Here is a 26,542-nt window from a genome sequence, read left to right as displayed (position 1 = left end):
GACCAGCCCCCATGTCACCCGCAGTCGCCATACAACGGATCGAACCGAGCTCTTAGGCGATGCTGCCCACGCCCGGCGCTGTCGCACCCCGGCATATCCTGATCCTTCAAGGCCGTCGGCTGACGAAGGAGTCCGAAGGTGCCGTCGATGCTCGATGCGGTCGTGGTGGGTGCGGGGCCGAACGGACTGACCGCTGCCGTGGAGCTGGCCCGCCGCGGCTTCTCCGTGGCCGTGTTCGAGGCACGCGACACCGTGGGCGGGGGAGCCCGCACGGAAGAGCTGACCCTCCCCGGTTTCCGGCACGACCCGTGCTCCGCCGCACACCCCCTCGGCATCAACTCACCCGCGTTCCGGGCGATGCCGCTCGAGCGCTACGGCCTTGAGTGGCTGCACGCCGAGCTGCCGATGGCGCACCCCTTCACCGACGGCGGCGCCGCCGTGCTGTCCCGGTCCGTCGCCGAGACCGCCGCCTCCTTCGGCCCGCGCGACGCGGGCACGTACCGCAGGCTGGTCGAGCCGTTCCTGCCCAGGTGGGACACGCTGGCCCGGGACTTCATGTCGCTGCCCCTCACCGCGCTCCCACGCGACCCGGTCACGCTCGCCCGCTTCGGCCTCGTCGGCCTGCCCCCGGCGACCTGGCTGATGCGCCGCTTCCGCGACGAGCGGGCCAGGACCCTGTTCGCCGGCCTGGTCGCACACGTCATCGCCCCGCTCGGCGGCTTCGCCACCGGCGCCATCGGCCTGGTCTTCGCCCTCGCCGCCCACGCCCGTGGCTGGCCCATGGCCCGCGGCGGCTCCCAGTCCATCTCCGACGCCCTCACCGCGTATCTCAAGGATCTCGGCGGCGCCGTCCACACCGACTACGAGGTCAAGCGGCTCGACGACCTGCCGCCCGCCCGCGCGTACGTCTTCGACACCTCACCCACCGCCCTGGCCCGGATCGCCGGCTTCGGCCGGTACTACGAGGGGTATCGCTACGGTGCCGCCGCCTTCAAGATCGACTACGCGCTCGACGGCCCCGTGCCCTGGACCGCGCCGGAGGCCCGGCGGGCCGGCACCGTCCAGGTCGGCGGGAGCAGCGCGGAGATCGGCGCCGCGCTGCGGGCCGCGGCGAGGGAGGGCCGGGCGCCCGACAAGCCGTTCATGATCACGGTTCAGCCCAGTGTCGTCGACCCGACCAGGGCACCCGAGGGCAAGCACGTCTTCTGGGCGTACGGCCATGTGCCGAACGGCTGGACCGGAGACCTCACGGACGCCCTGGAGCGCCAACTGGAGCGCTTCGCCCCCGGATTCCGCGACCGAGTCCTCGCCCGAGCGACGGCGGGCCCGGCCGAACTCGCCGCGCGCAACGCCAACTACGTCGGCGGCGACATCGCCTCCGGCGCGGCCTCCGGACTCCAACTCCTGCTGCGCCCCAAGCTGTCGCTCTTCCCTTACCGCACCCCGCACCCGGCGGTCTACATCTGCTCGTCGGCGACCCCGCCCGGACCGGGCGTGCACGGCATGTCGGGACACAACGCGGCCAAGGTGGTGTGGCGGCGCCTGCGGCAGGAGCCGTGAGGCGCTGCTCAAACGACCCAGGTTTACCGCTAGTTCGGGTCGCGCGGTGAGGAAAACCCGTGTCTTCTTTGTCACTTCTCTTACCGGGCGGTAGGTACCTGAAGGGTTGACGGCCGCGAGTAAGGTGCCGCCATGAAAGATCGGAAAGCGGTTGCCCGCTTGGGATCCCGGTCTGCCGTGCGCCTCGCCGACCTCGCCCAGCTCGTCAGGGCGCCGGCCGCGCTGAGTGTCCCCGGTGACGTGATCGCGGGAGCGGCCGCCGCCGGACGCCCCCTGGGTGTCCGTACCCTCGGAGTGATCGGTTCCTCCGTGTGCCTCTACTGGGCCGGCATGGCCCTCAACGACTACGCCGACGCCGCGGTGGACTCCGTCGAGAGGCCGGACCGACCTGTGCCGTCGGGACGTGTTCCGCGCCGTACCGCGCTCGGCGTGGCCGTTGGGCTCACTGCGGCGGGGCTCGGTCTTGCGGCGGCCGCGGGTGGACGCCGCAGTCTGCTGGGAGCGGTTCCGCTGGCGGGGCTGGTCTGGGCGTATGACCTGGGGCTCAAGAACACGTCGGCGGGTGCGGTCGCCATGGCGGGGGCGCGCACCCTTGACGTCTTGGGCGGGGCGTTGGTTCCGGGCCCTGATATGGCGTCGTTGGGCGAGGCCCTGCGCCGTGCCGCTGTACCCGCCGCCCTGACGGGCGTTCACACCGGCACGCTGATGGCCCTCAGCCGGCACGAGATCGCCGGTGCGCCGGTGCGCGTTCCGGCCACGACCCTTGCGGTGTCCGCGGCGACGGCGGTCGCAACGGCCGTTCCGATTGCCCGAAGCGACGCAGGAAGTGCGGCGAAGGGTCGTCAGTCGTCTGCTGCGCCGTCGGCGCTGGTCGCGCAGTTCCCCGCGCCCCTCAGGGGCGTTGCCGGCACCGCCCCTTCCATCAGGCTCCGCACCACCGTCACCACCGCCGCCGCCCTCGCCTACCTCGGTACCTACGGCACCGCCCAGGCCCGCGCCCTGCGGGAGCCCTCGGCCGCGAACGTGCGGCGGGCCGTCGGGGCCGGGATCCTCGGGCTGATGCCCCTTCAGGCGGCGCTGACCGCGCGCGGCGGGGCCCCGGCCGTCGCCGCGGCGCTCGGTGTCGTCCACCCCCTCGCGCGACGGCTGGCCCGGCGCATATCGCCCACCTGAGACCCACCACCTCCGTGTGAGGAACCGGCACCATGAGACCTCCCCCCACCCCCCTGAAGTTCGGCTACGGCACCAACGGCTTCACCCACCACCGGCTGACCGACGTCCTGGCCGTCCTCGCCGATCTCGGCTACGACGGCGTCGCCCTCACCCTCGACCACAACCACCTCGATCCCCACGCCGACGACCTGCCACGGCGTGTCACCGCCCTCGCCGGGCAACTCGGGCGGCACGGCCTCGACGTCACGGTGGAGACGGGCGCCCCCTACTTCCTCGACCCGTGGGGCAAGCATCTGCCGACGCTGATGTCGGACGGCTCCGAGCTCAGGATCGACCTGCTGCGCCGCGCGCTGCGCATCGCGGCCGACCTCGGCTCGCCCACCGTCCATCTGTGCAGCGGGCCGGCGCCGGAGGGGCTGCCGGAGGGAGACGTGTGGAAGCGGCTCGCGAACGGGGTCGCGACCGTGCTGGAGACGGCGGAGAGGTACGGGGTGGCGCTGGCCTTCGAGCCGGAGCCGCACATGTTCGTCGACACCGTCGAGCGCTGCCTGCACCTGGCCCGACTGGTCGACGGACACGAGCTGTTCGGGATCACCTTGGACATCGGCCACGCGCACTGCGTGGAGGAACGCCCCGTGCCGGACTGCGTGCGGCAGGCGGCACCGCTCCTGCGCAACGTGCAGATCGAGGACATGCGGCGCGGCGTCCACCAGCACCTCGAATTCGGCGCCGGCGACATCGACTTCCCGCCCGTGCTGGCTGCCCTGCGTGAACTCGGGCACCGCGGACTGGTCTCCGTGGAGATCCAGTGCGGCTCGCTCGACGCGCCCGACATCGCGCGCCGCTCGATCGAGTTCCTGCGGGCGGCCGTACAGACCGCCGTGGCCGCCGTATAGACGGCCATGGCCGCCCTGTAGGCCGCCGCAGCCACACAAGCGCCGACCCACCCATCTCCCGGCCCAACGCCCCTCATCTCTCCGGAAGTTGTTCCCCCATGGCAGCTGTCATGACCGCGTCCCACTCGACGCCGGCAGATCCTCGCCCCGCCCTGGCCGCCTTACTGGACCCCACCGCCCGCACCTGGCTGGACGAGAGCGCCGCCAAGGTCGCCGCCGATCCCGCCGCCGTCCGGCGTCTCTTCCCCGCCGTCCGCAGGCGCTGCGGACACGGCCGTCTCACCGACTACTGGACCGTCGACGAGGCCGCCCGCGCCGTACTGCTCACCGCCCTGCCCCTACGTGACCAGGCCCTCGCCGACGAGATCACCCGCCTCCACCGCCACGGCGACCCCGCCGAGCAGCGCGCCGTCCTGCGAACCCTGCCGCTGCTCGACCTCGGCGACCTCGCCCTGCCCCTCGTACGGGAGAGCCTGCGCGGCAACGACACCACCCTCATCGAAGCCGCCCTCGGGCCGTACGCCGCCGCGCACCTCCCGCACGCCGAGTACCGCCAGGCCGTACTGAAGTGCGTCTTCTGCGAGATCCCGCTCGACCGCGTCACCGGCCTGGACAGCCGGGCGGACCGCGAACTGGCCCGTATGCTCGCCGACTTCGCCCATGAGCGGATCGTCGCGGGACGGGACGTACCCCACGACATCCTGCCCGTCGTCCGCGCCTTCCCGGACGTCATCGGCGCCGAACTGAAGCACGCACTCACGGACGTACTCACGGACGTACTCAAGGAAGAGGGCTGACCGTGCGCATCTTCGACCCCCATATCCACATGACCTCCCGCACGACCGACGACTACGAGGCGATGTACGCCGCAGGAGTGCGCGCCGTCGTCGAGCCCGCCTTCTGGCTGGGCCAGCCCCGCACCTCGCCCGAGAGCTTCTACGACTACTTCGACGGGCTGCTGGGCTGGGAGCCGTACCGCGCGGCCCAGTTCGGCATCCAGCACTTCTGCACGATCGCGCTCAACCCGAAGGAGGCGAACGACCCGCGTTGCGTCCCGGTTCTCGACGAACTGGACCGCTATCTCGCCAAGGATCGCGTCGTCGCCGTCGGCGAGATCGGCTACGACTCGATGACCCCTCAGGAGGACGAGGCGCTCGCCCGCCAGCTCCAGCTCGCGATCGAGCACGAGCTGCCCGCTCTCGTGCACACCCCGCACCGTGACAAGGCGACCGGCACCCGGAGCACCCTGGACGTCGTACGGGAGTCGGGCATCGCCCCCGAACTCGTCGTCCTCGACCACCTCAACGAGCTCACCGTCGGCATGGTCCTCGACAGCGGCTGCTGGGCCGGGTTCTCGATCTACCCCAAGACCAAGATGAGCGAGGACCGGATGGTCGAGATCCTCAAGGAACACGGGACCGAGCGGGTGCTGGTCAACTCGGCGGCCGACTGGGGTCGTTCCGATCCGCTGAAGACCCGGAAGACCGCCGACGCCATGCTCGCCGCCGGGTTCGACGAGGACGACGTCGACAAGGTGCTGTGGCGCAACCCCGTCGCCTTCTACGGACAGAGCGGGCGGCTGGAGCTGGACGAGCCCAAGCCGGACGAGGAGGCCACCTTCCAGGGCAACTCCATACGCCGCGGGGGAGCGTGAGCGAGCCATGCGTTTTCAGCACCCCGACGGCACCACCGTCCACCTCGGCTACTGCAGCAACGTCCACCAAGCGGAGGACCTCCAGGGGGTCATCGCCCAACTCGCCGAGTACGCCGAGCCCGTGCGGGAACGCCTCGGCGCCGACCGGCTCGGCATCGGGCTGTGGCTGGCACGTCCCGTGGTCACCGAACTCGCCGACGACGAAGCAGCGTTGGAGCGTCTGAAGGGCGAGCTCCGGGCGCGCGGCCTCGAGACCGTCACCCTCAACGCCTTCCCCTACGCCGGATTCCACCGCGAGGTCGTCAAGAAGGACGTGTACCTGCCCGACTGGGCCGACGAGGCCCGGCTGAAGTGCACCTTGGACTGCGCCCGCGTCCTCGCCGCCCTCCTCCCGGACGACATCGACCGCGGAAGCGTCTCCACCTTGCCCCTGGCCTGGCGCACCCCGTGGACGCCCGCCTGCGCCGAGGAGGCCCGGCACGCCCTGGACCGGCTGACCACCGGGCTCGCGGCACTGGAGGCGTGGACGGGCCGCCGTATCCGCGTCGGCTTCGAACCGGAACCCGGGTGCGTCGTCGAGACCACCACCCAGGCGGTACGGGAACTGGGCGGACTGGACCACGACCGGCTCGGTGTGTGCCTCGACGCCTGCCATCTCGCCGTCCAGTTCGAGGAGCCCGCCGAGGCCCTGCGCCGCCTCGCGGAGGCCGGGATGCCAGTGGTCAAGCTCCAGGCATCCTGCGCGGTCGAGGCCGAGCGCCCGGCCGACCCCGCCGCCCGCGCGGCTCTGCAGCGGCTCGCCGAACCCCGTTTTCTGCACCAGACCCGTACGGCGACGGACGGCGGCGTCATCGGCGTCGACGACCTCCCGGGCGCCCTCGACGGCGGCCTTCCCGACGCCGACGGCCCCTGGCGGGTCCACTTCCACGCCCCGCTGCACACCGACCCCGAACCCCCGCTGCACACCACCGCCGGCCAGCTCGACCAAGTCCTCGCCGGGCTGCTGGGCGGCGCCTCGGCAGGCTGCGACCACATCGAGGTCGAGACCTACACCTGGTCCGTCCTCCCCGAACCGCCCGCCGACCTGCCCGGCGGCATCGCCGCCGAACTCGCCTGGGCCCGTGGCCGGTTGACCGGTCTCGGCCTCAAGGAGGACCCCTCATGAACCGCGTGGTCGTACTCGACATCGTCGGCCTGACCCCGAAGCTCCTGAAGCACATGCCCGCCGTGGCCGCCCTCGGCGAACGCGGCTTCCAGGCCCGGCTGGACACCGTGCTCCCGGCGGTGACCTGCACCGTCCAGTCCACCCTCCTCACCGGCGAACCGCCGTCCACCCACGGCGCCGTGGCCAACGGCTGGTACTTCCGCGACCTCGGCGAGGTTATGCTCTGGCGCCAGCACAACGCGCTGGTCGGGGGCGAGAAGATCTGGGAGACGGCCCGGCGGACGAACCCCGACTACAAGGTCGCCAACGTCTGCTGGTGGTACGCGATGGGCGCCGACGTCGACTGGACGGTCACCCCGCGCCCCGTCTACTACTCCGACGGCCGCAAGGAACCCGACTGCTACACCTGGCCGCCGTCCCTGCACGACGAACTCACCGACCGCCTCGGCCCGTTCCCCCTCTTCACCTACTGGGGCCCGAACGCGGGCATGCCCTCCACCCAGTGGATCCTGGCCGCCGCCCGCCAGATCTTCGACGAGAAGCGCCCCGACCTCACGCTCGTCTACATCCCGCAGATGGACTACGAGCCCCAGCGCTCCGGCCCGGCCTCGGCGCAGACCATCCGCGCCGCCCGCCAACTCGACGACGCGCTCCGCCCGTTGCTCGACCACTTCCAGCGTGCGGGCGCGACAGTCGTCGCGCTCAGCGAGTACGGCATCACGCCCGCGTCCCGCCCCGTCGACATCAACCGCGCCCTGCGCCGGGCCGGACTGCTGGAGGTGTACACGCAGGACGGCATGGAGTACCTCGACCCATGGACGTCGCGTGCCTTCGCGGTGGCCGACCACCAGATCGCCCACGTCTACGTCCGCGACCCCGCCGACACCGAGCCGGTGGCGAAGATCGTCGCGGAACTGGACGGCGTGGAGCGGGTGTTGGACGCCGAGGGCAAGGCGGCGCACGGTCTGGACCACGAGCGCTCCGGCGAACTCGTCGCCATCGCCGACCCCGACGCCTGGTTCACCTACTACTACTGGCTCGACGACGAGCGCGCCCCCGACTTCGCCCGCCAGGTCGAGATCCACCGCAAGCCCGGCTACGACCCCGCCGAGCTCCTCTACGACGAGACGGTCCCGGCGGTGAAGCTGCGCGCCGTCGGCCAGATCGCCCGCAAGAAGCTCGGGTTCCGCTACCGCCTCAGGACGGTCCCGCTGAACCCGTCCGGCGTCCGCGGCAGCCACGGCCGCCTGCCCACCGACCCCGACCACGGCCCCGTACTGCTGTGCTCGGAGCCGGACCGGGCGAGAGACGCCTACGCGGCCACGGAGGTCAAGTCCCTGCTGCTGGACCTCGCAGGCCCGCACACGGAAGGAACGGACCAATGACGACCCACCCGCCCCTCCCCACGACCCGCCCCCTGCTCGACCCGGCACCCGAATACGCCAAATGGCAGTCCGAGGAGCCGATCCGCCGGGTGACGATCTGGGGCGACAACAGCCCCTGGCTCCTCACCGGACACAAAGACGCCCGTACGGTCCTCGCGGACCCCCGCTTCAGCGCCGACGCCAACCACCCGAACTTCCCCCACACCCGCCCCGGCGCACCGCCGCAGGCCCCCGGCCTCTTCCACCAGATGGACCCGCCGGACCACACCCGGCTGCGCCGCATGCTGATCCCCGAATTCACCTTCCGGCGCGTCGAACAGATGGAGGGCGCGATCCAGCGGATCTGCGACGACCTGCTGGACGCGATGACGGACCGCGGCGCGACGGAGGCGGACCTGGTCGCGTCGTACGCACTGCCGCTCCCCACCCTGGCCATCTGCGAACTGCTCGGCGTCCCGTACGAGGACCACGGCTTCTTCCGCGAGAAGTCCAACGCCCTCACCAGCGTGGCCGGCGACCCGGCCGAGGCGATGGCCGCGCGCATGGCTCTCTACGGCTATCTGCGCGCCCTCATCGAACGGCGCGGGCAGGACCCCGCCGACGACCTGATCTCCCGCCTGGCCACCGACCGCGTGGCGACCGGCGAGGCCACGCTCGACGAGGCCACGGGCATGGTCTCGCTGCTCCTGCTGGCCGGTCACGAGACGACAGCGAACATGTTCCCGCTGGCCGTGATCGCCCTGCTGCACAACCCGGCCCAACTGGACGCACTGCGCGCCGACGACTCCCTGTGGCCGGGGGCGGTGGAGGAACTCCTGCGCCATCTGACGGTCATCCACTCCGGGATACGGCGGGTCGCCACGGAGGACGTCGAGCTGTCCGGGGTCCGTATCGGCGCGGGGGACGGTGTGGTGGTGGCGCTGCAGGCCGCCAACCGTGACCCGTCCGCGTACTCCATCCCCGACGCCCTCGACGTCCACCGCGACGCGTCCGGCCACCTCGCCTTCGGGCACGGCCTGCACCAGTGCCTCGGCCAGTCGCTGGCCCGCACCGAACTCCGCCTGGGCCTGGCCACCCTGTTCCGCAGGCTTCCGGCCCTGCGGATGACGGCCCCTGCGGAGTCGCTGGCTCTCTCCGCGAGCACGGTCCACGGGGTGCGTTCGCTGCCGGTCGCCTGGCGATGACCGGCCCGTGGCGGCCAGGGCTGCTATAGAGGCAGTCATGACCACCATCAGGCTCGTCCAGGGCGACATCACGCGCGAGAGCGCCGACGCGATCGTCAACGCCGCGAACTCCTCCCTCCTCGGCGGGGGAGGAGTCGATGGCGCGATCCACCGCCGCGGCGGCCCCGCGATCCTCGCCGAGTGCCGCAAGCTGCGTGCCTCCCGGTACGGCAAGGGACTGCCGGCGGGGCAGGCGGTCGCCACGACGGCGGGGGAGCTGGACGCGCGGTGGGTGATTCACACGGTGGGCCCGGTCTGGTCGGCCACCGAGGACCGCTCCGAGCTGCTGGCCTCCTGCCACCGGGAGGCACTCCGCGTGGCCGACGAGCTGGGTGCGCGGACGGTCGCGTTCCCGGCTATCTCGACGGGTGTGTACCGGTGGCCGATCGAGGACGCGGCTCGCATCGCGGTGGAGACGGTGCGGAGCGCGCCGACGGACGTCGAAGAGGTGCGGTTCGTGCTCTTCGACGAGCGGGCTTACGACGCGTTCGCCCGGCAACTGGGCTGACGGAGACCACGGTCGGGCTCACCGGGCTGTCCAGACGGGCGATCGAGGTGCCGTCGACGCAGAGTCGCTCAGTTCATGACGGTGCGCGCCGTAGATGTGCGTCCGTGCGCCCCCAGCGGCCGGGAACGGATGGCGGCGCCGACTCGTGGCAATGAGTGGCATACATCGGTCCATGACCGCGAAACCGCCACGGACAGGAGCTGCCTCGATGCCCAAGGTCCACGCCCTGCTGGTCGGTATCGACACCTACCGGCTGCCGCACCTGAACCTGCGCGGCTGCGTGAACGACGTCGAACTCGCCGAGCGGCTGTTGCGCGCCCGGATCGCGCCTGCGGACCTGGTCATCGAGAAGCGCTGCGACGAGCAGGCCACCCGGGCCGGCATCATCGAGGCGTTCCGCGGGCACCTCGGCAGTGTCGGCGCAGACGACATCGCGCTGTTCTGGTACTGCGGTCACGGCTCGACGGGGCCGCTGCCGGAAGAGATCTGGTACGCCGAAAGCGCCGGCATGTGCCAGACGATGGTGTGCCACGACAGCCGCGCCGGCGTCCCGGACCTGTACGACAAGGAGCTCGCCGTCCTGGCCCACGAGGTGGTCAGTACCGGCGCCACCCTCGTGACGATCATGGATGCGTGCCATTCCCGCAGCGCGATGCGTGACGGCCTGCCGGCCGACCTGACCCCGCGGTCAGCCCCCGGTTTGGAGACTCCGCCCGAACTCCGCGACCTGCTGCCCGAGTTGGTTGCCGACGCTACGGACCCATCCGGTCCGGTTCCCGGCGCACAGTTGCCCGGGCATGTGGCGTTCTCCGCGTGCGACGAGTGGCAACAGGCCAACGAGCGTCCGTTCCCCGACGGTTGGCACGGCGTGTTCACCGAGGCACTCGGCCACGCCCTGGCCCGACTCGGCCACGACGCCACCTACCGCCAAGTGCTCAGTTACGCCCGTTGCCGGGTCGAGGGCAGGCTCCTGCGGCAGATACCGAACCTGGAAGCGATCGGGGATCTCGCCGATCGGGAGGTCTTCGGCGGGGCCCTGCGGCCGCGCGCCGCCCGGGTCACCATGCAGTATCTGCGGGACCGGTGGGAGGTGGACGCCGGTGCCATGCACGGCGTCGTCACCGGCTCGCGGTTCGGGGTGCACCGCACCGCGCCGCTCCGCGAGGTTCACGTCGCCGACGTGTACGCCCAGCGCAGCGTCGTCGACCCGATCGACTGGGCACCCGACGAAGAACAGCAGTACGACATGGTCCTGACCGACGTGCCGCTCCCCCCTGTCGCGGTGTCGATCCAGGCGGACCCCGACGTCGTCCGTCGCCTGACCGGGACCGTCCGGACCACCGGTCCCGGCGGCGGCCCGTCACCGCACATCCGCATCGTCCCGACCACCGACGAGTCCGCGTCCCGGCTCGCCATACGGGTACGCCAAGCCGACGGCGGCCGCACGATTCAGGTCACCGGCCTCGACGACAAGCCACTGGCGTCCCCGGTCCCCGTCGACGACCGTGGCATCCAGCAGACCGTCCGCGACCTGGACCACATCGCCCGCTGGCTGCAGGTACGCAACCTGGAGAGCGCGTCCCCGGCGCTCGAGGAGGCGATCCGGCTCGAGCTGGTCCCGGCGCTGCCGGGTCGGCAGCGTCCGCCCCGCGACGGCGCGCCCGCACCGGTGAAAGACCTCGACTTCGCCTACACCTGGACCGGCGCGGCATGGGAACCGCCGACGGTCTTCGTCCGGCTGCGCAACACCACGGACCGGAAGCTGTTCTGTGTCCTGCTCGACCTGACCGACCGGCACCGCATGCATGCGGACCTGTTCCCCGGGGCGTATGTGGCGGGACGCTGGACGGCGGAGGCCGGCAACGGTGCGGCCGTCACTCTGGCCCTGCCCCCCGACCAGCCGGTCGAGCCGGGCGCCTCCGTCACGGACTGGCTGGTGCTGCTGGTCGCGGAGGAGCCGTTCAGCTCGGCCCCCTTCGCGTTGCCCCGGCTGCGGGAGATGCCCCGGTCGTCCACCCGAGGCGCGCGGCGCGGCGTCACCGGCGTCCTGGACCGGCTCGGCCTGCTCGCGGTGGAGCGCGATCTCGGGGCGGCGCCGCATGTCGCGTTGGACTGGGCGGTCAAGACCGTCGAGGTCACCACGCGGGTACCGGGCGGCCCTGACGATTCCGGCCGGAACCCCTGTACTCAGCCGGTGCGTGGGTAGCGTGGGGCGGGTGCCGAGCGGCGAGCGCATCGGGCGGTGGCGGTGGCCCGGTCGCCGATTCGCCGGCGCAGAGCGCCGTGGCGCTCGTGGTACTCATCGTCCAAGCGGCTGCCGGGGGTCGACCCGTTGGTGCACGCTCTCCTGGGCGTCGGCTCGGCGCTGCACCGACGCCGCAACCGGCCCGGGATCTTCTCCGCCCTCGGCCATGGCGCGCCCGCATCGCATGGGTGACACCCCGTGACCCGACCGCCGGCGTCACGGACATCGGCGCGGCAGCTCCTCAGCGACAGACGGGAGATCACGTGAACCACGAGCCTTTCGAGCGGTGTGCGTGGGCATTCGTGCGACGCGACTACCCCACCGCCGCCACGGTCGCGGGGCACGTCCTGCAAACCGGCGTCAGTCTGGGGATGGCGCAGATCTTCCTCATCAGCATGCGCCGGATGGGGATGTCGCCCGACGACGCGCTCGGGCGGACGCTGCACGAGACCGTAGGCGGCCCGTGGGAGTCCGCCCTCCTCGACGTCACGCTGGGCCGACGGGAGCCGGCGTCGGTCATCGCCGAAGCGGACGACGCCCTTCGGCGCTGCCAGGCGCTGTGCTACGTCGGCACGCACCTGATCACCACCGGCGACCTGGACGCCGGGCGCCGGCACCTGCGCGAGTGCATAGACCTGGGCGTCGAGTGCATGGAGACCCAGGTCGCGTTGATGGACACCGAGCTGCTCGACCGGTGGAGCCAGGCGGCGCCGGAGGTGGACGAGGAGGTCAAGCGCCTCCGGGGCGCCTACCACGCGCTCCGGTCCGACGGGCACCACGAGCAGTCGATCCACATCGCAGACCTCGTGCTGGCCCTCGTCGTCGGCCGGTACGGCGAGTTCCATCCCGAGACGGGCCACAGCCTGAACGACCTGGCCATGGCCTGTGCCGCGACCGGCGACTGGCAGCGGGCCGAGCCGCTCCTGGCCCACGCTCTTCAGCTGGCGCTGCTGTTCGACGGGGCGTCAAGCGAGTTCTACGCGGTCGTTCTCGACAACCTCGCCCAGGCGAAACACGCTCAGGGTCAGCTCGACGTAGCCGAGGAGGCGCACCGCCAGGCGCTGGAATCCTTCGCCCGGGTGGTCGGAACCGACCACCCGTCGTACGCGACGTCCCTCGGCAATCTGGCCCTGGTGTGCGCCAAGCTCGGCAAGCACACCGAGGCCGAGCGGCTCTATCGCGAGGCCGTCGATCTCAGGCGCCGCCTCTTCGGCACCGACGACTTGCGGTACATCGGCATGGCCGACGGCCTCACTCTGGTCCACCTCGACATGGGAAAGCTCAGTGCGGCCGAAGCTCAGGTGACGGAGATCGTCGACATCGCCGGCCGTATGAAGGGCATCGAATCACCGGAGTACGCGTCGCGGCTCAAGCAACTCGGCGACCTGTACCACCAGATGGGCCGGTACTCCGACAGCGCCGACCGGTACGGCCGGGCCTTCAGGATCGATCACGCGAACCTGGGCCTCGACCACCCCACCACCGTCGAAACGGGGGCCAGGATGGCGCTCTCCCAGAAGCTCGCAGGCCAATTCAAGGAAGCGGTGCTCGGTTACCAGTACGTCATGGCCCACCAGTCGGGCGCTGACCTCGCGGTTACCACGCACAACCTCGCCGTGCTCCATCTCGACGCCGGGGACGGGTACGCCGCCCGCCGCTACGCGGAGGAGGCGATCGAACTGCACCGCTCGGCCGGCCTCGAGGACTCCGTCGACCACGCGATGCTGCTCGTCGGCAAAGCCGCGGTCGACTCGGCCGAGGGCCGGCATGACGACGCGGAGAGCACCCTCCGCCGGGCGATGGACCTCATCGAACGGCACGCCGGTCGCGAGAACGAGTACTACGCGAACGCCTGCAGCGGGCTGGCGAAGTGTCGCATCGCTCAGCAACGCTACGACGAGGCTGACGAACTTCTGCAGACCAGCCTCCGGCTGACGGAGGAGGCGGTGGGCGACGATGCTCCGGCCGTCGCGGTCACCGTCGGCCTGCGCGGAACGGTTCAGCTCGCGAAGGGCCGGTGGGCCGACGCCGAGCAACTGTTCCGACGCGCGGTCGAGCTGCTGGGCCGGGACACCGACGCGGAACGGAAGCCGCTCTACATCGAGCTGTTGCGGGAACTCGGTCGGGCTCTCGTCGGGATGGGACGTGAACGCGAGGCGATCGACGTAGTTCTGACGGCCGAGCGGTACCAGGACGGTCTCATCCAGGAGAAGTCCACGGTGGCGGGAATCTCCTCCCTCTCCGTCGATCAGCCGGTCGCGCTGCTGAACATCCTCGGCCGGCCCCGGTTCCAGACACCCGGGCTGGTGTCGCAGCTGCTGGAGGTCGTCTGGCGGCGCAAGGGAATCGTGGCCGAGGCCGACTTCGTCCGCAGGCGCGAGGAGATCCACAGCCGAGAGCACGACGGCGGTGACGTGCAGAGCAAGTTCGCCGAGGTCCAGCAGGCCATCGAAACCGGCGAGATCCCACCCATGGCCGATCTTGAGGTTATGTTCCAGGACATTCTCGACACCTATGCGCGGAACCTCCGGTACGGGATGTATCCGGACGTCGAGGCGGCCCATCGAGACCTGCACGCCCACATCATGGAGGGGTGGCCCGAGCAGGGCGACCTGAGCCGGGAGGAGTGGCTGGAACGGCTTTCCGAGTACGCCGGGAAGGCGGGGTCCCTGATGGGAAACCGCGACCGCCTCGAGTCCGAGCTCCGGATCCTCTTCGGCCGTGAGGGATGGCTGGGCGAGGTTCTGCCGCGGGTCACCCTGGAGGCCGTCCGGTCGCGGCTTCCCGAGGGGTCGGCGCTCGTCGAGTTCCTGTGCGTTCCGACGCTCGACGAGTCGGCCGTCCCGGCCGAGGGCGGGTCGCGGTGGGGACCCGACCGGTACTACGCGTTCGTCGTCACGTCCGATCGCGACGACGACGTCCGCCTGATCGACCTGGGTACGGCCGAGAGCGTCGACGCGAACATCGCCCTGCTGCGCCGCGACATCACCCGCGGCGGCCGGGCGCGCGACATCGACCCTGCCGCTCCGGAAGACGTCGCGCGGGCGTCCGGCCAGGCCGCCGTCGAACTGCGCAGGGCCCTTCTGGACCCGCTGCGGATCGACGACCGGACGCGCTTGTTCCTCGCTCCCGACGCCCAGCTGTACACGCTGCCCTTCGAGATCCTGCCCCTCGACGACGGCCGCCTCGTCATCGATGCCCATGAGATCGCCTACCTGACGACCGGCCGCGAGCTGATCCCCGCCCACCGAACCGCCCTCGAGTCGGCCAACCCCCCGGTCGTCATCGCCGACCCCGACTACGACCTCGCCCTCGACACGACCACCGAACCGGCTCCCCCGGAAGGTGAACCGGACGCGCGACGTGCCGCCGGCCTCCACTTCTCCCGGCTGCCGGGAACGCGCGACGAGGGGCGGCACATCGCCGACCTGCTCGGTGTCAAGGCATGGCTCGGCGCCGACGCCGTCGAGGGGCCGCTCAAGCAGCAACGGTCGCCTGTCATCCTCCACATCGCCTCACACGGCTACTTCCTCGACGACGACCGGCCGACGGACAGCCACAGCCGGCAGGCCGACCGACGCGCGTTCAGCGCCTTCCCCGCTCCCTTGCTCAACTCCGGGCTCGCCCTCGCCGGTGCCAACACCTGGCTGCGCCGCGGACATCTGCCAGATCCGGCGGAAGACGGGCTCCTGACCGCTGCCGACCTCGCCACCATGGACCTTTCCGGCACCGAACTCGTCGTGCTCTCGGCCTGCGACACAGGGCGCGGCCTGGTCGCCGTCGGGCAGGGCGTGTACGGGCTCCGGCGGTCGGTGGGAATCGCCGGCGCGCGGACCCTGGTGATGAGCCTGTGGCAGGTCCCTGACCGGGAGACGCAGGAGCTGATGGAAGATTTCTACGGTCGTCTCAAGCGTGGCGAACCGTGCGGTTCCGCGTTCCGCGCGGCCCAGTTGTCGATGCGCGCCCGCAGGCCCGATCCTTACTACTGGGGCGCGTTCATCTGCCAGGGCGACCCCGGGCCGATGTCCGCGGGCTTCCTCAACGACGTCGATCGGTAGGGCGTCGCGGTGCGGCTGTCCCACCTGGTGGTCGCGGCGGTCGTCCTTGCCTCTCCTGGCTTTCTTCTTCCTGGTTCGCAGCGCAGCGCTCGGACCGGTTACGTCAGTGGCATGGCGCTCTGACAGTCCTGACGGAGGCTCATGACGCACTTCCGGTCTCCTCAGATCCCCGGCATCCCGCCGTGACTTCCTGAGATCCGTCGGTGCGGCGGGTGGCGCCGGAGTGCTGTACTCGGCGTTCGGCGCACTTTGCCTTGCCCCGGAGGCGAAGGACCGCCCCGGGGGCCGCAACTGGACGGTCCGCGGCGGCACGACGCTGACCGACCTCGACGGGCGTACGCAGACGGCGTCGTTCACCAAGGGCCAGTACATGAACGCTGGGAGCTTCAGGAACTCATCGCGGCTCGGTCGGACTCGCTGCGCAGCACGCAGAACTCGTTGCCTTCGGGGTCGGCGAGGACTGCCCAGCCGGAGCCGTCCGGATTCCGGTGATCGGCGACAAAGGTGGCACCCAGGCCCAGCGGCGTTCCACCTCCTGCTCACGCGAGGTCTCCGGGCGCAGGCACAGATGGATCCGGTTCTTGATCTCCTTGGGCTCGGGCACCTGGTTGAAGTGCAGTACCGGGCCCTCCGCCAGCAGCACCTGGGTCTCAGGCTCGCCCGGTCTGTCCTCCGGATGCAGTGGACGGCCGGTCACACGGCTCCAGAACCGGGCCAGTTCATAGGCATCCGCACAGTCGATCGCCACGTTCTGCACTATCGAAACCATGCGCGCGAGCCTGCCCGACTTCGACTTCGGATGCCACCGGGTTCATGGCCGAGGCTGCTGCGTCCCCTGCGGCTTCGGCCCGTCCGCAGTGACGGTCTCGCCCCGGAGCACCCGGGGCACGGCCGGATCGTCCTCGTCCTTCATCGCCCTGGCCTCGGCCTTGAGGATGCGTGTCGACTTGCCCGCCGAACGGGCCAGATCGGGGAGCTTCTTCGCGCAGAGGACGGCTATGACGACAAGGAGGATGATCGCGAGTTCGCTCAGTCCGAACACGAGGGTCACGTCCCTTCGGGGTGTGCAGGGTGATGAGCCGGCTGCCGGCGCAGGTAGAGCAGCATGTCACGGTCGGGCAAGCGCATGCTGCCCAGCCCATGCCAGGCATCGGCCGGTGGGGTTGTACGAGGGTGGAGGCCTGTGGCTAGGGTGCTGGCAATGTTCCGCGCTGACGCCACACCGGTAACTGTCGCCACCGCCGTAACGGAACGACGGCGGCAGCCGCTGCCGTCCGGAGGGGCGGGAGCCAGACGCGTCGAGCCGCGGGACCCCTACCTCGACAACGCCAAGTACCTGGCGATCCTGCTGGTGGCGACGGGACACGCATGGGAGCCGTTGCGCGAGGGCAGCCGGGCCGTCACCACCCTGTACACGCTCGTCTACGCCTTCCACATGCCGTTGTTCATCACGCTCTCCGGCTACTTCTCGCGCGGCTACGACGGGCGCCCGGAGCGGGTCAGGCGCCTGGTGACGGGGCTCGTTGTCCCGTATGTCGTCTTCGAGGTGGCGTACACCTGTTTCACTCGATGGACCTCGCAGGATCCGGACCGGCCGATCAGCCTGCTGGAACCGCTGTACCTGACGTGGTACCTGGCGGCGCTGTTCGTCTGGCGGCTGACCTCCCCGGTCTGGAAACTCCTGCGGTGGCCGATGCCGGTCGCACTCGGCCTCGCCATACTGGCGACCGTCTCGCCGTCCATCGGCGACGACCTCGACCTTCAGCGGGTGCTGCAGTTCCTGCCGTACTTCGTGCTGGGCCTCTGCCTGAAGCCGGAGCACTTAGAGCTGGTGCGCCGCCGCGAGGTGCGCCTGCTCGCCGTGCCGGTCCTCGGCTGCGCGCTCGCCGTGGCCTACTGGGCGGTCCCGCGGATGAACTACGCCTGGTTCTTCCACAGCGACAGCGCGCGGGAACTCGGCGCCCCGGCCTGGTGCGGGCCCGTGATGACCCTGGCCACCTTCGGCTGTTCCATCGTGCTCGTGGCCTGCTTCCTCGCCTGGGTGCCGGGGCGCCGGACATGGTTCACCGTGCTGGGTGCGGGAACGCTGGGCGGCTATCTGCTGCACGGCTTCGTCGCCCAGGTCGCCGAATTCCGGGGCTGGTACGACGGCGGCTGGGTCCGGCAGCCGGTCGGCGAGGTGACCGTGACGCTGGTGGCGGCGGCGGTCATGACCGCGCTGTGCGCCCCGGCCGTACAGCGGGTCTTCCGCCGCGTGACGGCGCCACGGTCGGCGTACGCCTTCCTGGGGCGGCGGCCGATCCGTCGCACCGCGTGTCGTTCACTCGACGGATGAGACCCGCCTGAACGCCTGACCCGCCGACGTGCCTACCGTGGACCCATGACCGCACCGCTGGACGTACTGGTGGTCGGCGCGGGGCCGACCGGGCTCGCGCTCGCCGCGCAACTGCGCGCCTTCGGGACGGGGTTCCGTATCGTCGACCGCTCCCTGGACCGTGTGCGCGAGTCCCGGGCGCTCGGCATCCAGCCCCGCACCCTGGAGGCGCTGGCCGGCTTCGGCGTGACCGATCTGCTGGTGGCCCGCGGGAACCCCGCGATGCGGCTGCGTCTGCACCTGACCCGGCGCACGGTGTCGATACCGCTCTTCGACATCGGGCTGCCTGACACCCCGTACCCCTTCCTGCTGTTCCTCGCGCAGTCCGAGACGGAGAACGTCCTCGGCGAGCACCTGGCCGCGCGGGACGTGACGATCGAGCGCGGCACCGAGCTGATCGGGCTGGAGCAGCGGGGCCCGCACGTCGTCTGCCGGCTGCGCGGCCGTGACGGCACGGAGGAGACCGTGGCGGCGCGCTACGTCGTCGGCTGCGACGGCGCCCACAGCACCGTGCGCGCCCAGGCGGGCATCGACTTCGAGGGCTACGCATATCCACAGACGTACCTCCTCGCCGACCTCCACGTCGACGGGCTGGAGCCGGGCGCCGTGCACTCCTACATGAGCGGGGGCGGGATGCTGTTCTTCTTCCCGCTCGGATCGCCGGCGCCCTGGCGGATGCTCGCCATACGGCCGTCCGACGCCCCGGACGGCAAGGTGACGCTGCCCCTTCTGCAGGGGATCGCCGACCGGTACGGCGAGCACGGCCTGGTCCTGCGGGATCCGGTCTGGATGACCGACTTCCGGCTCCACAACCGCGGTGCCGCCCGCTACCGGTCCGGATCGTGCTTCCTCGCCGGCGACGCCGCCCACATCCACAGCCCGGCCGGGGCCCAGGGCATGAACACCGGCATCCAGGACGCCCTCAACCTGGGCTGGAAGCTCGCCCTCGTGTGCCGGGGCGCGGCACCGCCGGAGCTGCTGGAGACGTACGGGATGGAACGTGCCCCGGTCGGCCGCGACGTACGGCGCTTCACCGACCGCGCCTTCGTCATCGGTACCAGTCCGCACCCCGTCCTCCGCTTCGCGCGCTCCCAACTCGTCCCGCGCCTCACCCCGTTGGCGATGCGGGCGACGGCGCTGCGCGCGTGGGTCTTCCGCACCGCCTCCGAACTCGGCATCCACTACCGCCGCAGCCCCGCCTCGACGACCGGCCCGCGCCCGCCCCGCCGCGGCCCGCGAGCCGGCGACCGGCTGCCCGACCGGCCCGCAGGCCTCCACGCCCGGATCGCCGCCCCCGGCTGCTGGCACCTCCTCCTGACCGGACCGCCGCACCTCTGGCCGGACCAGCGGCTCGCCCCGGTCCTGGCCGGCAGGGAGGACCTGATCACCGTGCACCGCCTCGGCGATCGCAGCCCCTGGCCGGGCGTCGCCCAGGGACTCGTACGGCCCGACGGCCACCTCGGCTACGTCGCGCGCGGCGCCGAGCCGGCGGGGCTGCGGGCCTACGTCGAACGCTGGCTGCCGATCGAGCCGCATCGACCGGCGGGGTGAACCGCTCGGGGCGTTGATCCGTACCACTCGTCGTGCAGTCACACCGAGGAAGCAGCGGCCGCGTCGCGACGGCCGGAAGTCTGGTTCTCCTGCTCCTGTCGTCCACCGCGTGCGCCGGGGGTGCGGACAAGGAGTCCGCGGCGAAGAGCAGCCCCCCGAACGTCGCCGCCACCGTGGCGGGCGTCGTGGCGCCGGCGAAGGTCGAGGTCATCGCCGGTCTGACGGGCTGCAAGGTCAAGATCCGGACCGAGGCGGACGAACTGCGCGAGGGCGTCTGCCACACGGAGATGGGCGACTACCTCATCACGACGTTCCCCGCCGAGAAGTACAAGCTGACCTGGCTGGACGCGGCTTCGGTCTACGGCGGCGAGTATCTGGTCGGCCCCCGCTGGGTGGTCAGCGCGAAACCGCAGCTGCTGGAGCAGCTCCGCCCACGGCTGGGCGGAACCGTCCAGCAGCTGCGGGGAACGTCGTAGCGCCCGGCACCGCCGAGCGACGGCCCGTCAGCCGCCGAGCACGACCTCCGTGGCCAGCGCCGCCGTCACCGGATGTTCCGGAGCCGTGAACAGCCGTGCCGTGGGCCCGGACTCGACGACCCGCCCCTCGGCCATGACCACGAGCGTGTCCGTGCGGTCGGCGACGAGCCGCAGGTCATGGCTGACCAGGACCAGCGACAGGCCCCGCCGTTCCCGCAGGTCCGCCAGCAGGTCCATGACGGCCACGGCCGTCTCGGCGTCGAGTGCCGAGGTCACCTCGTCGCAGAACAGCACATCGGGGTCGGCCGCGAGGGCCCGGGCGATGGCGGCGCGCTGGCGCTGCCCGCCGGACAGCTCGTGCGGGTAGCGGTCCGCGAAGGCGGCGGGCAGGCCGACGCTGTCCAGAAGCTCCAGGACGCGGTCGGGCGCCTGCGCCCGCTCGCACCGCCCGTGCAGGAGCAGCGGGCGCCGCAGCGCCGCACCGATCGTGCGGTTGGGATTGAGCGTGCCCAGCGGGTCCTGCGGCACGAGCTGCAGCCGGCGCCGCTGTTCCCGGGAGCGGCCGTGCGCGGTGGGACCGAGCCGGGTCCCGTCGAGGCCGACCGTGCCCGCGGTGGGGCGGTGGAGGCCGACCAGGGTGCGCAACAGGGTCGTCTTGCCGGAGCCGGAGGCACCGACGATCCCCAGGCCGCCGCCGGCGGCGACGGTGAGATCCACGTCGTGCAGGACGGGCGTACGGCGGCCCCGGTGGACGTACGCCGCGTGCAGTCCCGAGACGGCGAGCGTGACCGGTCCGGGGGAAGGGGCGCGGGACGAGGGCTCGCGCACCACGGGCGTACGACGCTCGCGGCTCAGGTCGACGACGTCGTCCGCGAGGCGCTCCACCAGGTCCGGGTCGTGGCAGGAGAGCGCGACGGCGAGCCGGTGGCTGTCGGCGAGGTGCCGCAGCAGATCGGCGATCTCGTCGCGCAGCGCCGGATCGAGCCCGGCGGTCGGCTCGTCGAGCAGGAGGACGGCCGGACGGCGGGCCAGCGCCCGGGCGAGCCCCACCCGTCGCTGCTGGCCGCCCGACAGCCCGCCGATCCGGCGCTCCGCCAGCCCGTCGTCCACGGGCAGCCGTACCTCGGTGAGCAGCGCCCTGATCGCCTCGGCGCCGCGGTCGACGGCCACTTCGGCGAGCAGCCGCCGTACCTTCATCCGCGGGTTGAGGCCGGAACCGGGGTCCTGGCCGACGTATGCGAGACGGTGCCGGCGCAGGGCGCGCAGTTCGGCCGGGGGCAGGGAGAGCGGATCCTGCCCGAGGACCGTGACGGTGCCGTTCGTGCGGCCGGCCCCCGACGGCAGGGCGCCCGCCACGGCCCGCAGGAGCGTCGTCTTGCCGCAGCCGGACGGTCCGGTCACCGCCGTGACGCGGCCGGGGCGTATCGCGAGGTCGGCGCCGTCCAGCAGGAGGCGGCCGTCCGGGGCGGCGATGGTCAGGCCCGAGACCAGGACGGCGTGATCGTCGTCCGCGGTCCGGCCCTCGGGATACCGGTCGGGCATGTGGTTCACAGCGCGGGCACCGCCTTCCGGCCGGTTGCGGGGACGAGGGCGGCGGCCGCCAGGTTGACGCTCATGGCGAGCAGGCCGATGCCGATGCTGGGCGCGAGCACGGCCCAGGGGTTGAGCAGGATGCCCGCGGAGTTCTCGCGGATCATCAACGCCCAGTCGGCAGCGGGCGGTTGCGGTCCGACCTGGAGGAACCCGGCGGTCGCGACCAGGTACACGGCGGCGACGAACCGCAGCCCGAACAGCGCCAGCAGCGTCGCCCGCAGGTTCGGCAGCACCTCCCGTACGACGAGGTACCACAGCCGTTCGCCACCGACGGCCGCCGCCTCCACATATCCGGAAGCGGCCACCGGCGCGGCCGCGCCCGCGACCAGCCGCACCGCGTACGGCACCCCGAGGACGACCGCCGCGGTGACGACGGCGAGCCGTCCGCCGTCGGGCCAGGACAGGGTGACGAGCAGGATGCCGAGGACGGCCGGCAGCAGCATGAGGACGTCGGCGGCCCGTTCGACGAACCGTCCGACGGCCGGGCGCAGCGCGCCGACCGCCCCGAGCAGGGCCGCGACGCCGGTGACGAGGACGGCCACGAGCAGGGAGGTGACGACGAGTTCGCGCCCGCCCGCGAGGACGCGGCTGAGCACGTCACGGCCCAACTGGTCGCCGCCCAGCGGGGCGTCGCCCCCGGGCTCGGCGTACGGGGCGGTGACCGGGGCGTCGATGGCGTGCGGGACGAGCCAGGGGCCGGCCAGGGCGAGCGCGGTGAGCAGCAGGGCGGGCAGCACGCGCAGGACGGTCCCGCGCCGGGTGCTCAGAGCGGCGGCGACGGTCATGAGCGGCCTCCCGAGGCCCAGGCGCGTACGAGGTCGGCGAGGAGCAGGACTCCGGTGATGACGGCCCCGGTCACGGCGACGACCCCGGCGATGAGCGGGCTGTCCCGGTCGGTGACCGCTCCGGCGAGCACCGAGCCGATGCCGGGGTAGTTGAAGATGGTCTCCACCACGACCGCGCCGCCCAGCAGCATGCCCGTCGAGGTGGCGAGCCCCGCCGCGATGGTCGGCAGGGCGCCGGGCAGCAGATGATGGGTGAAGATCCGGTGCCGGGGGAGCCCGTCGAGCACGGCGGTCTCGATGTGCGGCGCCTTGGCCTCGTCGGCGAGCGCGGCCCGGACGATCCGCACGTTCCAGCCGATCTGCGGGATCGCCAGCGCGAGCACGGGCAGGACGAGCATCTCCCAGGAGGCGGGCGAGCCGTCGGCGTCGGTGAGGGTGACGGCGGGCAGCCAGTCCGTCCACAGGGCGAAGACCAGCACCAGCGCCACCGCGACGACGAACTCGGGCAGCGCGAGCACCCCGGTCGCACTCGCGGAGACCGCCCGGTCGGTCCTGCCGCCGGGCCGGACCGCGGCCCAGCAGCCGAGCGCGACGGAGGCGACCAGGGTCACCAGCAGCGCGAGACCGCCGAGCAGCAGGGTGTTGGGGAAGGGACGGTCCAGCAGGCCGGCCACGGACTCGCCGCGCGCGGACGTGCCGAGATCGCCGGTGGGCAGGCCGGTCATCCACTCCCAGAAGCGTGTCTGCACCGGCCGGTCCAGGCCCAGCAGATGCCGCCGCTCGGCCAGGTCGGCCGCGCTCTCCCCGCGCTCGGACGTCGCGGTGGCCGCGTCGCCGGGCAGCAGCTCCACGGCGGCGAAGACGAACGCGAGGAGGACGGCGAGCAACAACGCCCGGCGCGCGACCACACCGGCCACGCGCAACAGGAGGCGTACGACCGCCGGGGCCGGCCGGGGCTCGCTGCCCCCGGCCGGCCCCCGCCGCACCGCCTCGGTCAGCGAGCCAGCCATGCCGTCTCGAGCTGGACGCGTCCATAGCCCGGCAGGGTCGGCAGGTCGCGCACGGCCGCGCCGGCGAGATCGATGCCGTCGGCCATGCCCCACAGCAGATAGCCGGACTCGTCGTACTCGATCTGCTGGAGCTCGTGCAGCACCTTCGCGCGCTCCGCCGCGTCCTTGGTCGCCATCGCCTTCTTGTACGCGGCGTCGAACTCCGGGTTCTTCCAGCCGGCCTCGTTCTGGCCGGAGTCGGACACCATGGTCTTGCTGGCGAAGAACGCCACGGAGTCGTTGGTGCCCCAGTAGGTGGTGTAGAGGTCGCCCTTGAGCCAGGTCTTCTCCCAGAAGGTGGCCGACTCCTGCTTGACCACCTCGACCTTCACCCCGGCCTCGCGGACCTGCGAGGTGAACAGGGTGGCCGCCTCGGCGAGACCCGGGATGTCCTCCGTGGTCAGCAGCTTGTACGTCTTCGACAGGTCGAAACCGGCCTCCTTCAGCAGCGACTTGGCCTTCGCCAGATCGCGCGTGCGCTGCGGGATGTCCTTGGCGTAGGCGGGGTCGCCGGTGCCGAGGATGTCGTTGGCGACCGTGCCGTACCCGGACAGCACCTGCTTGACCATGGCCTCACGGTCCACGGCCAGCCGCAAGGCCTCGCGCACCTTCGGGTCCGCGAACGGTCCGTCGGTGGTGCGCATGACGATGGGCATCGCCATGTCGTTGGGCCGCCGCACGATCTGGACGTCCCCGCGCTTCTCGGCGGTACGGGCCGCCACCGCGCCGACGTTGGAGGCGACGTCGATCTGCCCGGCGAGCAGCGCGTTGGCCATCGCCTGCGGGCTCTCGAAGATCTTGACCTCGATGGCGTCGAGGTACACGTCACCGCCGTACCAGTCCTCGTTGCGCACCAGGCGGGCGTTGCCGGAACGGAACCAGTCCAGCTTGAACGGGCCCGTGCCGGGCGCCTTGCCGAGGTCCTTCTCCGCCGTGTCCTTCTTCAGTACGAACGTCGTCAGGCGCAGCAGCAGCGGCAGTTCGGCGTTGGCGTAGTCGGACACCAGGACCACGGCGCCGTCGCCCTCGGCCTTGATGTTCTCCGGCTTGATGCCCGGCAGCCGGGACGCGCCCGCGGGGGTGCTGCGCAGCCGCTTCAGCGACCAGACGACGTCCTCGGCGGTGACCGGGGTGCCGTCGTGGAACTTCGCCCCCTCGGCAAGGGTGAACGTCCAGGTCTTCAGATCGTCGGACGCCTTCCAGGAAGCCGCCAGCCGGGGCAGGGTGTTGGGCTTGGTCCCCGGCACCGTGAGGGTGTCGTGGACGAGGGAGATGATGAGGTAGTCGCTCTCGTTGGCCTGAGTGCCGTGCGGATCACGGGTGATGGCCGAGGCGCGGCCCAGCGCGCCCACCCGCAGAGTGCCGCCGCGGCGGGGCTTCTCGCTCTCCTTCGCCGGGGACTTCGACGAGGCCTCGTCGCTGTCACCGCAAGCGGCGAGCAGCGCGGCCGCGCCTATGCCACCGCCGACCCACAGCACTTGACGCCTGTTCAGGTACACATCGACCTCGTTCCACTGGAGTGGGGCATTCTGCTTAGGTGTGCCTACCCTAAGGAGATCCCTCTGTGCAAGCTGTGGCCCGCCCTTTGTTGATCGCGCTTGGGGCGTCAAGTGGCGTACGGAAGCACGGGAGTGACATGCGTGATGGTTTACGGGCCGACCGGAGCACGAGGCGTAGTAAGCATTGCCTTACCTAACTTTGCTTGTTAGGTTGGATCACCACCGCACAGCAGAATCACAGCTTTGAGTCTCTAGAGCCCGTCGTTTGCTTGGCGCATATGCCCCCACCCGCATCCCCGCACTCGAAATGGACGACTCAGCCATGCCCTTGGGAGCCGCTCCCGTCCGACAGCTCGATGCCCCCGCCGTGACCGAGCTGACCGAGATCGCCCGCAAGATCGTCGCCGACTTCGGCGGATCGGTCTCGCGGCCCGAACTGCTCAGCCGTGTCGCCGAAGCCGCGGCCGATCTTGACAAATCGTTTCAGCGAAAGCATTGCCGCCCGGTCGACACCGACGACGGCCTCTTCGTCCTGCGCGGCCTGACCGTCGACGACACCGACATCGGCCCCACACCCGCCAGTTGGGCCACCGCCGGCGACAGCGCGGCGGTGTGGGACGTACTCCTCCTGCTGCTCGCCACCACCATGGGCCGCCCCATCGCCTGGGACGGCCAGCAGGACGGCAGGTTCGTGCACAACATCGTTCCCTCGCCCGGCCACGAGCAGGAGCAGACCGGCGCCAGCAGCACGGTGCTGCTCAGCCCGCACACCGAGGACGCCTTCCACCCCGAACGCGCCCACCTGCTGATGCTCGGCTGCCTGCGCAACCATGACTCGGTCGCGACCACCGCCGCGAGCATCCGCAAGGTCCGCCTCAGCGAGGACGACCTGGCCCTGCTGTCCAGGCCCGAACTGCCGATCCTCCCCGACGACGCCTACGCCGAGGCCCAGGCCTTCGCAGGCCCGCCGCCGCACGTCCCCGCCCTGTGGCAGTCCGAGGACGGCCCGACCCTGCGCTACGACCCCGCCTACACGCCCCTCGACCAGGCGTCCCCCGAATACCGCGCCGCCTACGACCGGTTGACGGCCGAGCTGGAGCGGGTCTCGGTCGCCGTCAGCCTGGAACCCGGCGATGTCCTCGTCGTCGACAACGACCTCGTGGTCCACGGCCGTGTGCCCTTCAAGGCGCGCTACGACGGCACCGACCGCTGGCTCAAGCGCGCCTCGGTCCGCGTCCCCGGCCGCCGCACCCGCCCGCCGGCCGAGGCGGACGAGCACGGCTACGGACAGGCCGCGCTCGTGGCCCACGTCTGAGTCCCGTCACGACGTCAACACGACCGCCCACGA

Annotated in this window: 20 protein-coding genes and 1 pseudogene; 15 read left to right on the top strand and 6 right to left on the bottom strand. The window is 71.6% G+C overall.

Annotated elements, in window-relative coordinates:
* The first annotated feature begins 147 nt into the window (after positions 1-147).
* The 11 genes from IF78_RS0101045 (at position 148) to IF78_RS0100995 (ending at position 15,867) form a co-directional block, all read left to right on the top strand.
* On the top strand, positions 148-1,560 hold the full coding sequence (locus IF78_RS0101045) for a phytoene desaturase family protein (protein WP_031475642.1): 1,413 nt from the start codon (positions 148-150) through the stop codon (positions 1,558-1,560).
* A 132-nt stretch (positions 1,561-1,692) separates the two neighbouring features.
* Positions 1,693-2,733 (top strand): SCO3242 family prenyltransferase, encoded by a 1,041-nt coding sequence (locus IF78_RS0101040; protein ID WP_051827437.1) that lies wholly within the window; start codon positions 1,693-1,695, stop codon positions 2,731-2,733.
* 32 nt (positions 2,734-2,765) lie between these two features.
* Positions 2,766-3,629 carry a sugar phosphate isomerase/epimerase family protein gene (locus tag IF78_RS0101035; RefSeq protein WP_031475646.1) on the top strand — a complete coding sequence of 288 codons (864 nt, stop codon included), beginning with the start codon at positions 2,766-2,768 and terminating at the stop codon, positions 3,627-3,629.
* A 98-nt stretch (positions 3,630-3,727) separates the two neighbouring features.
* Entirely contained in the window at positions 3,728-4,426 is a 699-nt protein-coding gene (locus tag IF78_RS0101030) for an EboA domain-containing protein (protein WP_199921340.1), read from the top strand.
* 2 nt (positions 4,427-4,428) lie between these two features.
* The gene (locus tag IF78_RS0101025) at positions 4,429-5,283 is read left to right on the top strand and encodes a TatD family hydrolase (protein ID WP_031475650.1); all 855 of its coding nucleotides are present in this window, start codon (positions 4,429-4,431) and stop codon (positions 5,281-5,283) included.
* A gap of 7 nt (positions 5,284-5,290) precedes the next feature.
* A complete protein-coding gene (gene eboE / locus IF78_RS0101020; RefSeq protein WP_031475652.1) occupies positions 5,291-6,448 on the top strand; it encodes a metabolite traffic protein EboE in 1,158 nt (385 codons plus the stop codon).
* Positions 6,445-7,833: an alkaline phosphatase family protein gene (locus IF78_RS0101015; protein ID WP_031475654.1), complete on the top strand. Its 1,389-nt coding sequence runs from the start codon at positions 6,445-6,447 to the stop codon at positions 7,831-7,833. Before eboE ends, IF78_RS0101015 begins: the two co-directional genes overlap by 4 nt.
* Positions 7,830-9,017: a cytochrome P450 gene (locus IF78_RS0101010; RefSeq protein WP_031475656.1), complete on the top strand. Its 1,188-nt coding sequence runs from the start codon at positions 7,830-7,832 to the stop codon at positions 9,015-9,017. The genes IF78_RS0101015 and IF78_RS0101010 overlap by 4 nt, the downstream gene beginning before the upstream one ends.
* A gap of 37 nt (positions 9,018-9,054) precedes the next feature.
* A complete protein-coding gene (locus tag IF78_RS0101005; RefSeq protein WP_031475658.1) occupies positions 9,055-9,564 on the top strand; it encodes an O-acetyl-ADP-ribose deacetylase in 510 nt (169 codons plus the stop codon).
* 208 nt (positions 9,565-9,772) lie between these two features.
* The gene (locus IF78_RS0101000; protein WP_031475660.1) at positions 9,773-11,770 is read left to right on the top strand and encodes a caspase family protein; all 1,998 of its coding nucleotides are present in this window, start codon (positions 9,773-9,775) and stop codon (positions 11,768-11,770) included.
* Positions 11,771-12,072: 302 nt separating this feature from the next.
* Entirely contained in the window at positions 12,073-15,867 is a 3,795-nt protein-coding gene (locus IF78_RS0100995; protein WP_031475662.1) for a CHAT domain-containing protein, read from the top strand.
* A 386-nt stretch (positions 15,868-16,253) separates the two neighbouring features.
* On the opposite strand, the pseudogene IF78_RS43205 reads toward IF78_RS0100995, so the two are convergent.
* A pseudogene (locus IF78_RS43205) lies at positions 16,254-16,636 on the bottom strand (VOC family protein).
* A 42-nt stretch (positions 16,637-16,678) separates the two neighbouring features.
* Complete coding sequence (locus IF78_RS43200; protein ID WP_031475664.1) at positions 16,679-16,909, bottom strand: twin-arginine translocase TatA/TatE family subunit; 231 nt, start codon at positions 16,907-16,909, stop codon at positions 16,679-16,681.
* A gap of 159 nt (positions 16,910-17,068) precedes the next feature.
* On the opposite strand from IF78_RS43200, the gene IF78_RS0100980 reads away from it, so the two are divergent.
* From IF78_RS0100980 to IF78_RS0100970, 3 genes are read left to right on the top strand one after another with little or no spacing between them, the layout of a single operon-like run.
* Positions 17,069-18,202 carry an acyltransferase family protein gene (locus IF78_RS0100980; RefSeq protein ID WP_078662260.1) on the top strand — a complete coding sequence of 378 codons (1,134 nt, stop codon included), beginning with the start codon at positions 17,069-17,071 and terminating at the stop codon, positions 18,200-18,202.
* A gap of 45 nt (positions 18,203-18,247) precedes the next feature.
* Positions 18,248-19,792, top strand: a complete 1,545-nt coding sequence (locus IF78_RS0100975) for an FAD-dependent monooxygenase (RefSeq protein ID WP_031497945.1) — start codon at positions 18,248-18,250, stop codon at positions 19,790-19,792.
* A 32-nt stretch (positions 19,793-19,824) separates the two neighbouring features.
* Positions 19,825-20,268, top strand: a complete 444-nt coding sequence (locus IF78_RS0100970) for a hypothetical protein (protein WP_037639366.1) — start codon at positions 19,825-19,827, stop codon at positions 20,266-20,268.
* 27 nt (positions 20,269-20,295) lie between these two features.
* Here the strand turns inward: IF78_RS0100970 and IF78_RS0100965 are convergent, their stop codons facing one another.
* Genes IF78_RS0100965 through IF78_RS0100950 form a run of 4 tightly spaced genes read right to left on the bottom strand, consistent with a single transcriptional unit; the run spans position 20,296 to position 25,194 of the window.
* Positions 20,296-21,819 (bottom strand): ABC transporter ATP-binding protein, encoded by a 1,524-nt coding sequence (locus tag IF78_RS0100965; protein ID WP_031475672.1) that lies wholly within the window; start codon positions 21,817-21,819, stop codon positions 20,296-20,298.
* Complete coding sequence (locus IF78_RS0100960) at positions 21,816-22,646, bottom strand: ABC transporter permease (protein ID WP_031475674.1); 831 nt, start codon at positions 22,644-22,646, stop codon at positions 21,816-21,818. The genes IF78_RS0100965 and IF78_RS0100960 overlap by 4 nt, the downstream gene beginning before the upstream one ends.
* Entirely contained in the window at positions 22,643-23,656 is a 1,014-nt protein-coding gene (locus tag IF78_RS0100955; protein ID WP_031475676.1) for an ABC transporter permease, read from the bottom strand. Before IF78_RS0100955 ends, IF78_RS0100960 begins: the two co-directional genes overlap by 4 nt.
* Positions 23,641-25,194, bottom strand: a complete 1,554-nt coding sequence (locus tag IF78_RS0100950) for an ABC transporter substrate-binding protein (RefSeq protein WP_031475678.1) — start codon at positions 25,192-25,194, stop codon at positions 23,641-23,643. Before IF78_RS0100950 ends, IF78_RS0100955 begins: the two co-directional genes overlap by 16 nt.
* A 322-nt stretch (positions 25,195-25,516) precedes the next feature.
* Here IF78_RS0100950 and IF78_RS0100945 point away from each other — a divergent pair, with 322 nt between their 5' ends.
* Entirely contained in the window at positions 25,517-26,509 is a 993-nt protein-coding gene (locus IF78_RS0100945) for a TauD/TfdA family dioxygenase (RefSeq protein ID WP_031475680.1), read from the top strand.
* Positions 26,510-26,542 lie beyond the last annotated feature (33 nt).

Origin of the sequence: Streptomyces bicolor, from assembly GCF_000719285.1 — a bacterium.
Taxonomy (GTDB): domain Bacteria; phylum Actinomycetota; class Actinomycetes; order Streptomycetales; family Streptomycetaceae; genus Streptomyces; species Streptomyces bicolor.
Note: the sequence above shows the minus strand (reverse complement) of the source record. Positions and strands in the feature narration are given on the sequence as shown.

What these genes read in the sequence shown, in the direction of transcription:
- IF78_RS0101045 (WP_031475642.1), top strand. Translation starts at nt 148, where the DNA reads ATGCTCGATGCGGTCGTGGTGGGTGCGGGGCCGAACGGACTGACCGCT.
- IF78_RS0101040 (WP_051827437.1), top strand. Translation starts at nt 1,693, where the DNA reads ATGAAAGATCGGAAAGCGGTTGCCCGCTTGGGATCCCGGTCTGCCGTG.
- IF78_RS0101035 (WP_031475646.1), top strand. Translation starts at nt 2,766, where the DNA reads ATGAGACCTCCCCCCACCCCCCTGAAGTTCGGCTACGGCACCAACGGC.
- IF78_RS0101030 (WP_199921340.1), top strand. Translation starts at nt 3,728, where the DNA reads ATGGCAGCTGTCATGACCGCGTCCCACTCGACGCCGGCAGATCCTCGC.
- eboE (WP_031475652.1), top strand. Translation starts at nt 5,291, where the DNA reads ATGCGTTTTCAGCACCCCGACGGCACCACCGTCCACCTCGGCTACTGC.
- IF78_RS0101015 (WP_031475654.1), top strand. Translation starts at nt 6,445, where the DNA reads ATGAACCGCGTGGTCGTACTCGACATCGTCGGCCTGACCCCGAAGCTC.
- IF78_RS0101010 (WP_031475656.1), top strand. Translation starts at nt 7,830, where the DNA reads ATGACGACCCACCCGCCCCTCCCCACGACCCGCCCCCTGCTCGACCCG.
- IF78_RS0101005 (WP_031475658.1), top strand. Translation starts at nt 9,055, where the DNA reads ATGACCACCATCAGGCTCGTCCAGGGCGACATCACGCGCGAGAGCGCC.
- IF78_RS0101000 (WP_031475660.1), top strand. Translation starts at nt 9,773, where the DNA reads ATGCCCAAGGTCCACGCCCTGCTGGTCGGTATCGACACCTACCGGCTG.
- IF78_RS0100980 (WP_078662260.1), top strand. Translation starts at nt 17,069, where the DNA reads ATGTTCCGCGCTGACGCCACACCGGTAACTGTCGCCACCGCCGTAACG.
- IF78_RS0100975 (WP_031497945.1), top strand. Translation starts at nt 18,248, where the DNA reads ATGACCGCACCGCTGGACGTACTGGTGGTCGGCGCGGGGCCGACCGGG.
- IF78_RS0100960 (WP_031475674.1), bottom strand. Translation starts at nt 22,646, where the DNA reads ATGACCGTCGCCGCCGCTCTGAGCACCCGGCGCGGGACCGTCCTGCGC.
- IF78_RS0100955 (WP_031475676.1), bottom strand. Translation starts at nt 23,656, where the DNA reads ATGGCTGGCTCGCTGACCGAGGCGGTGCGGCGGGGGCCGGCCGGGGGC.
- IF78_RS0100945 (WP_031475680.1), top strand. Translation starts at nt 25,517, where the DNA reads ATGCCCTTGGGAGCCGCTCCCGTCCGACAGCTCGATGCCCCCGCCGTG.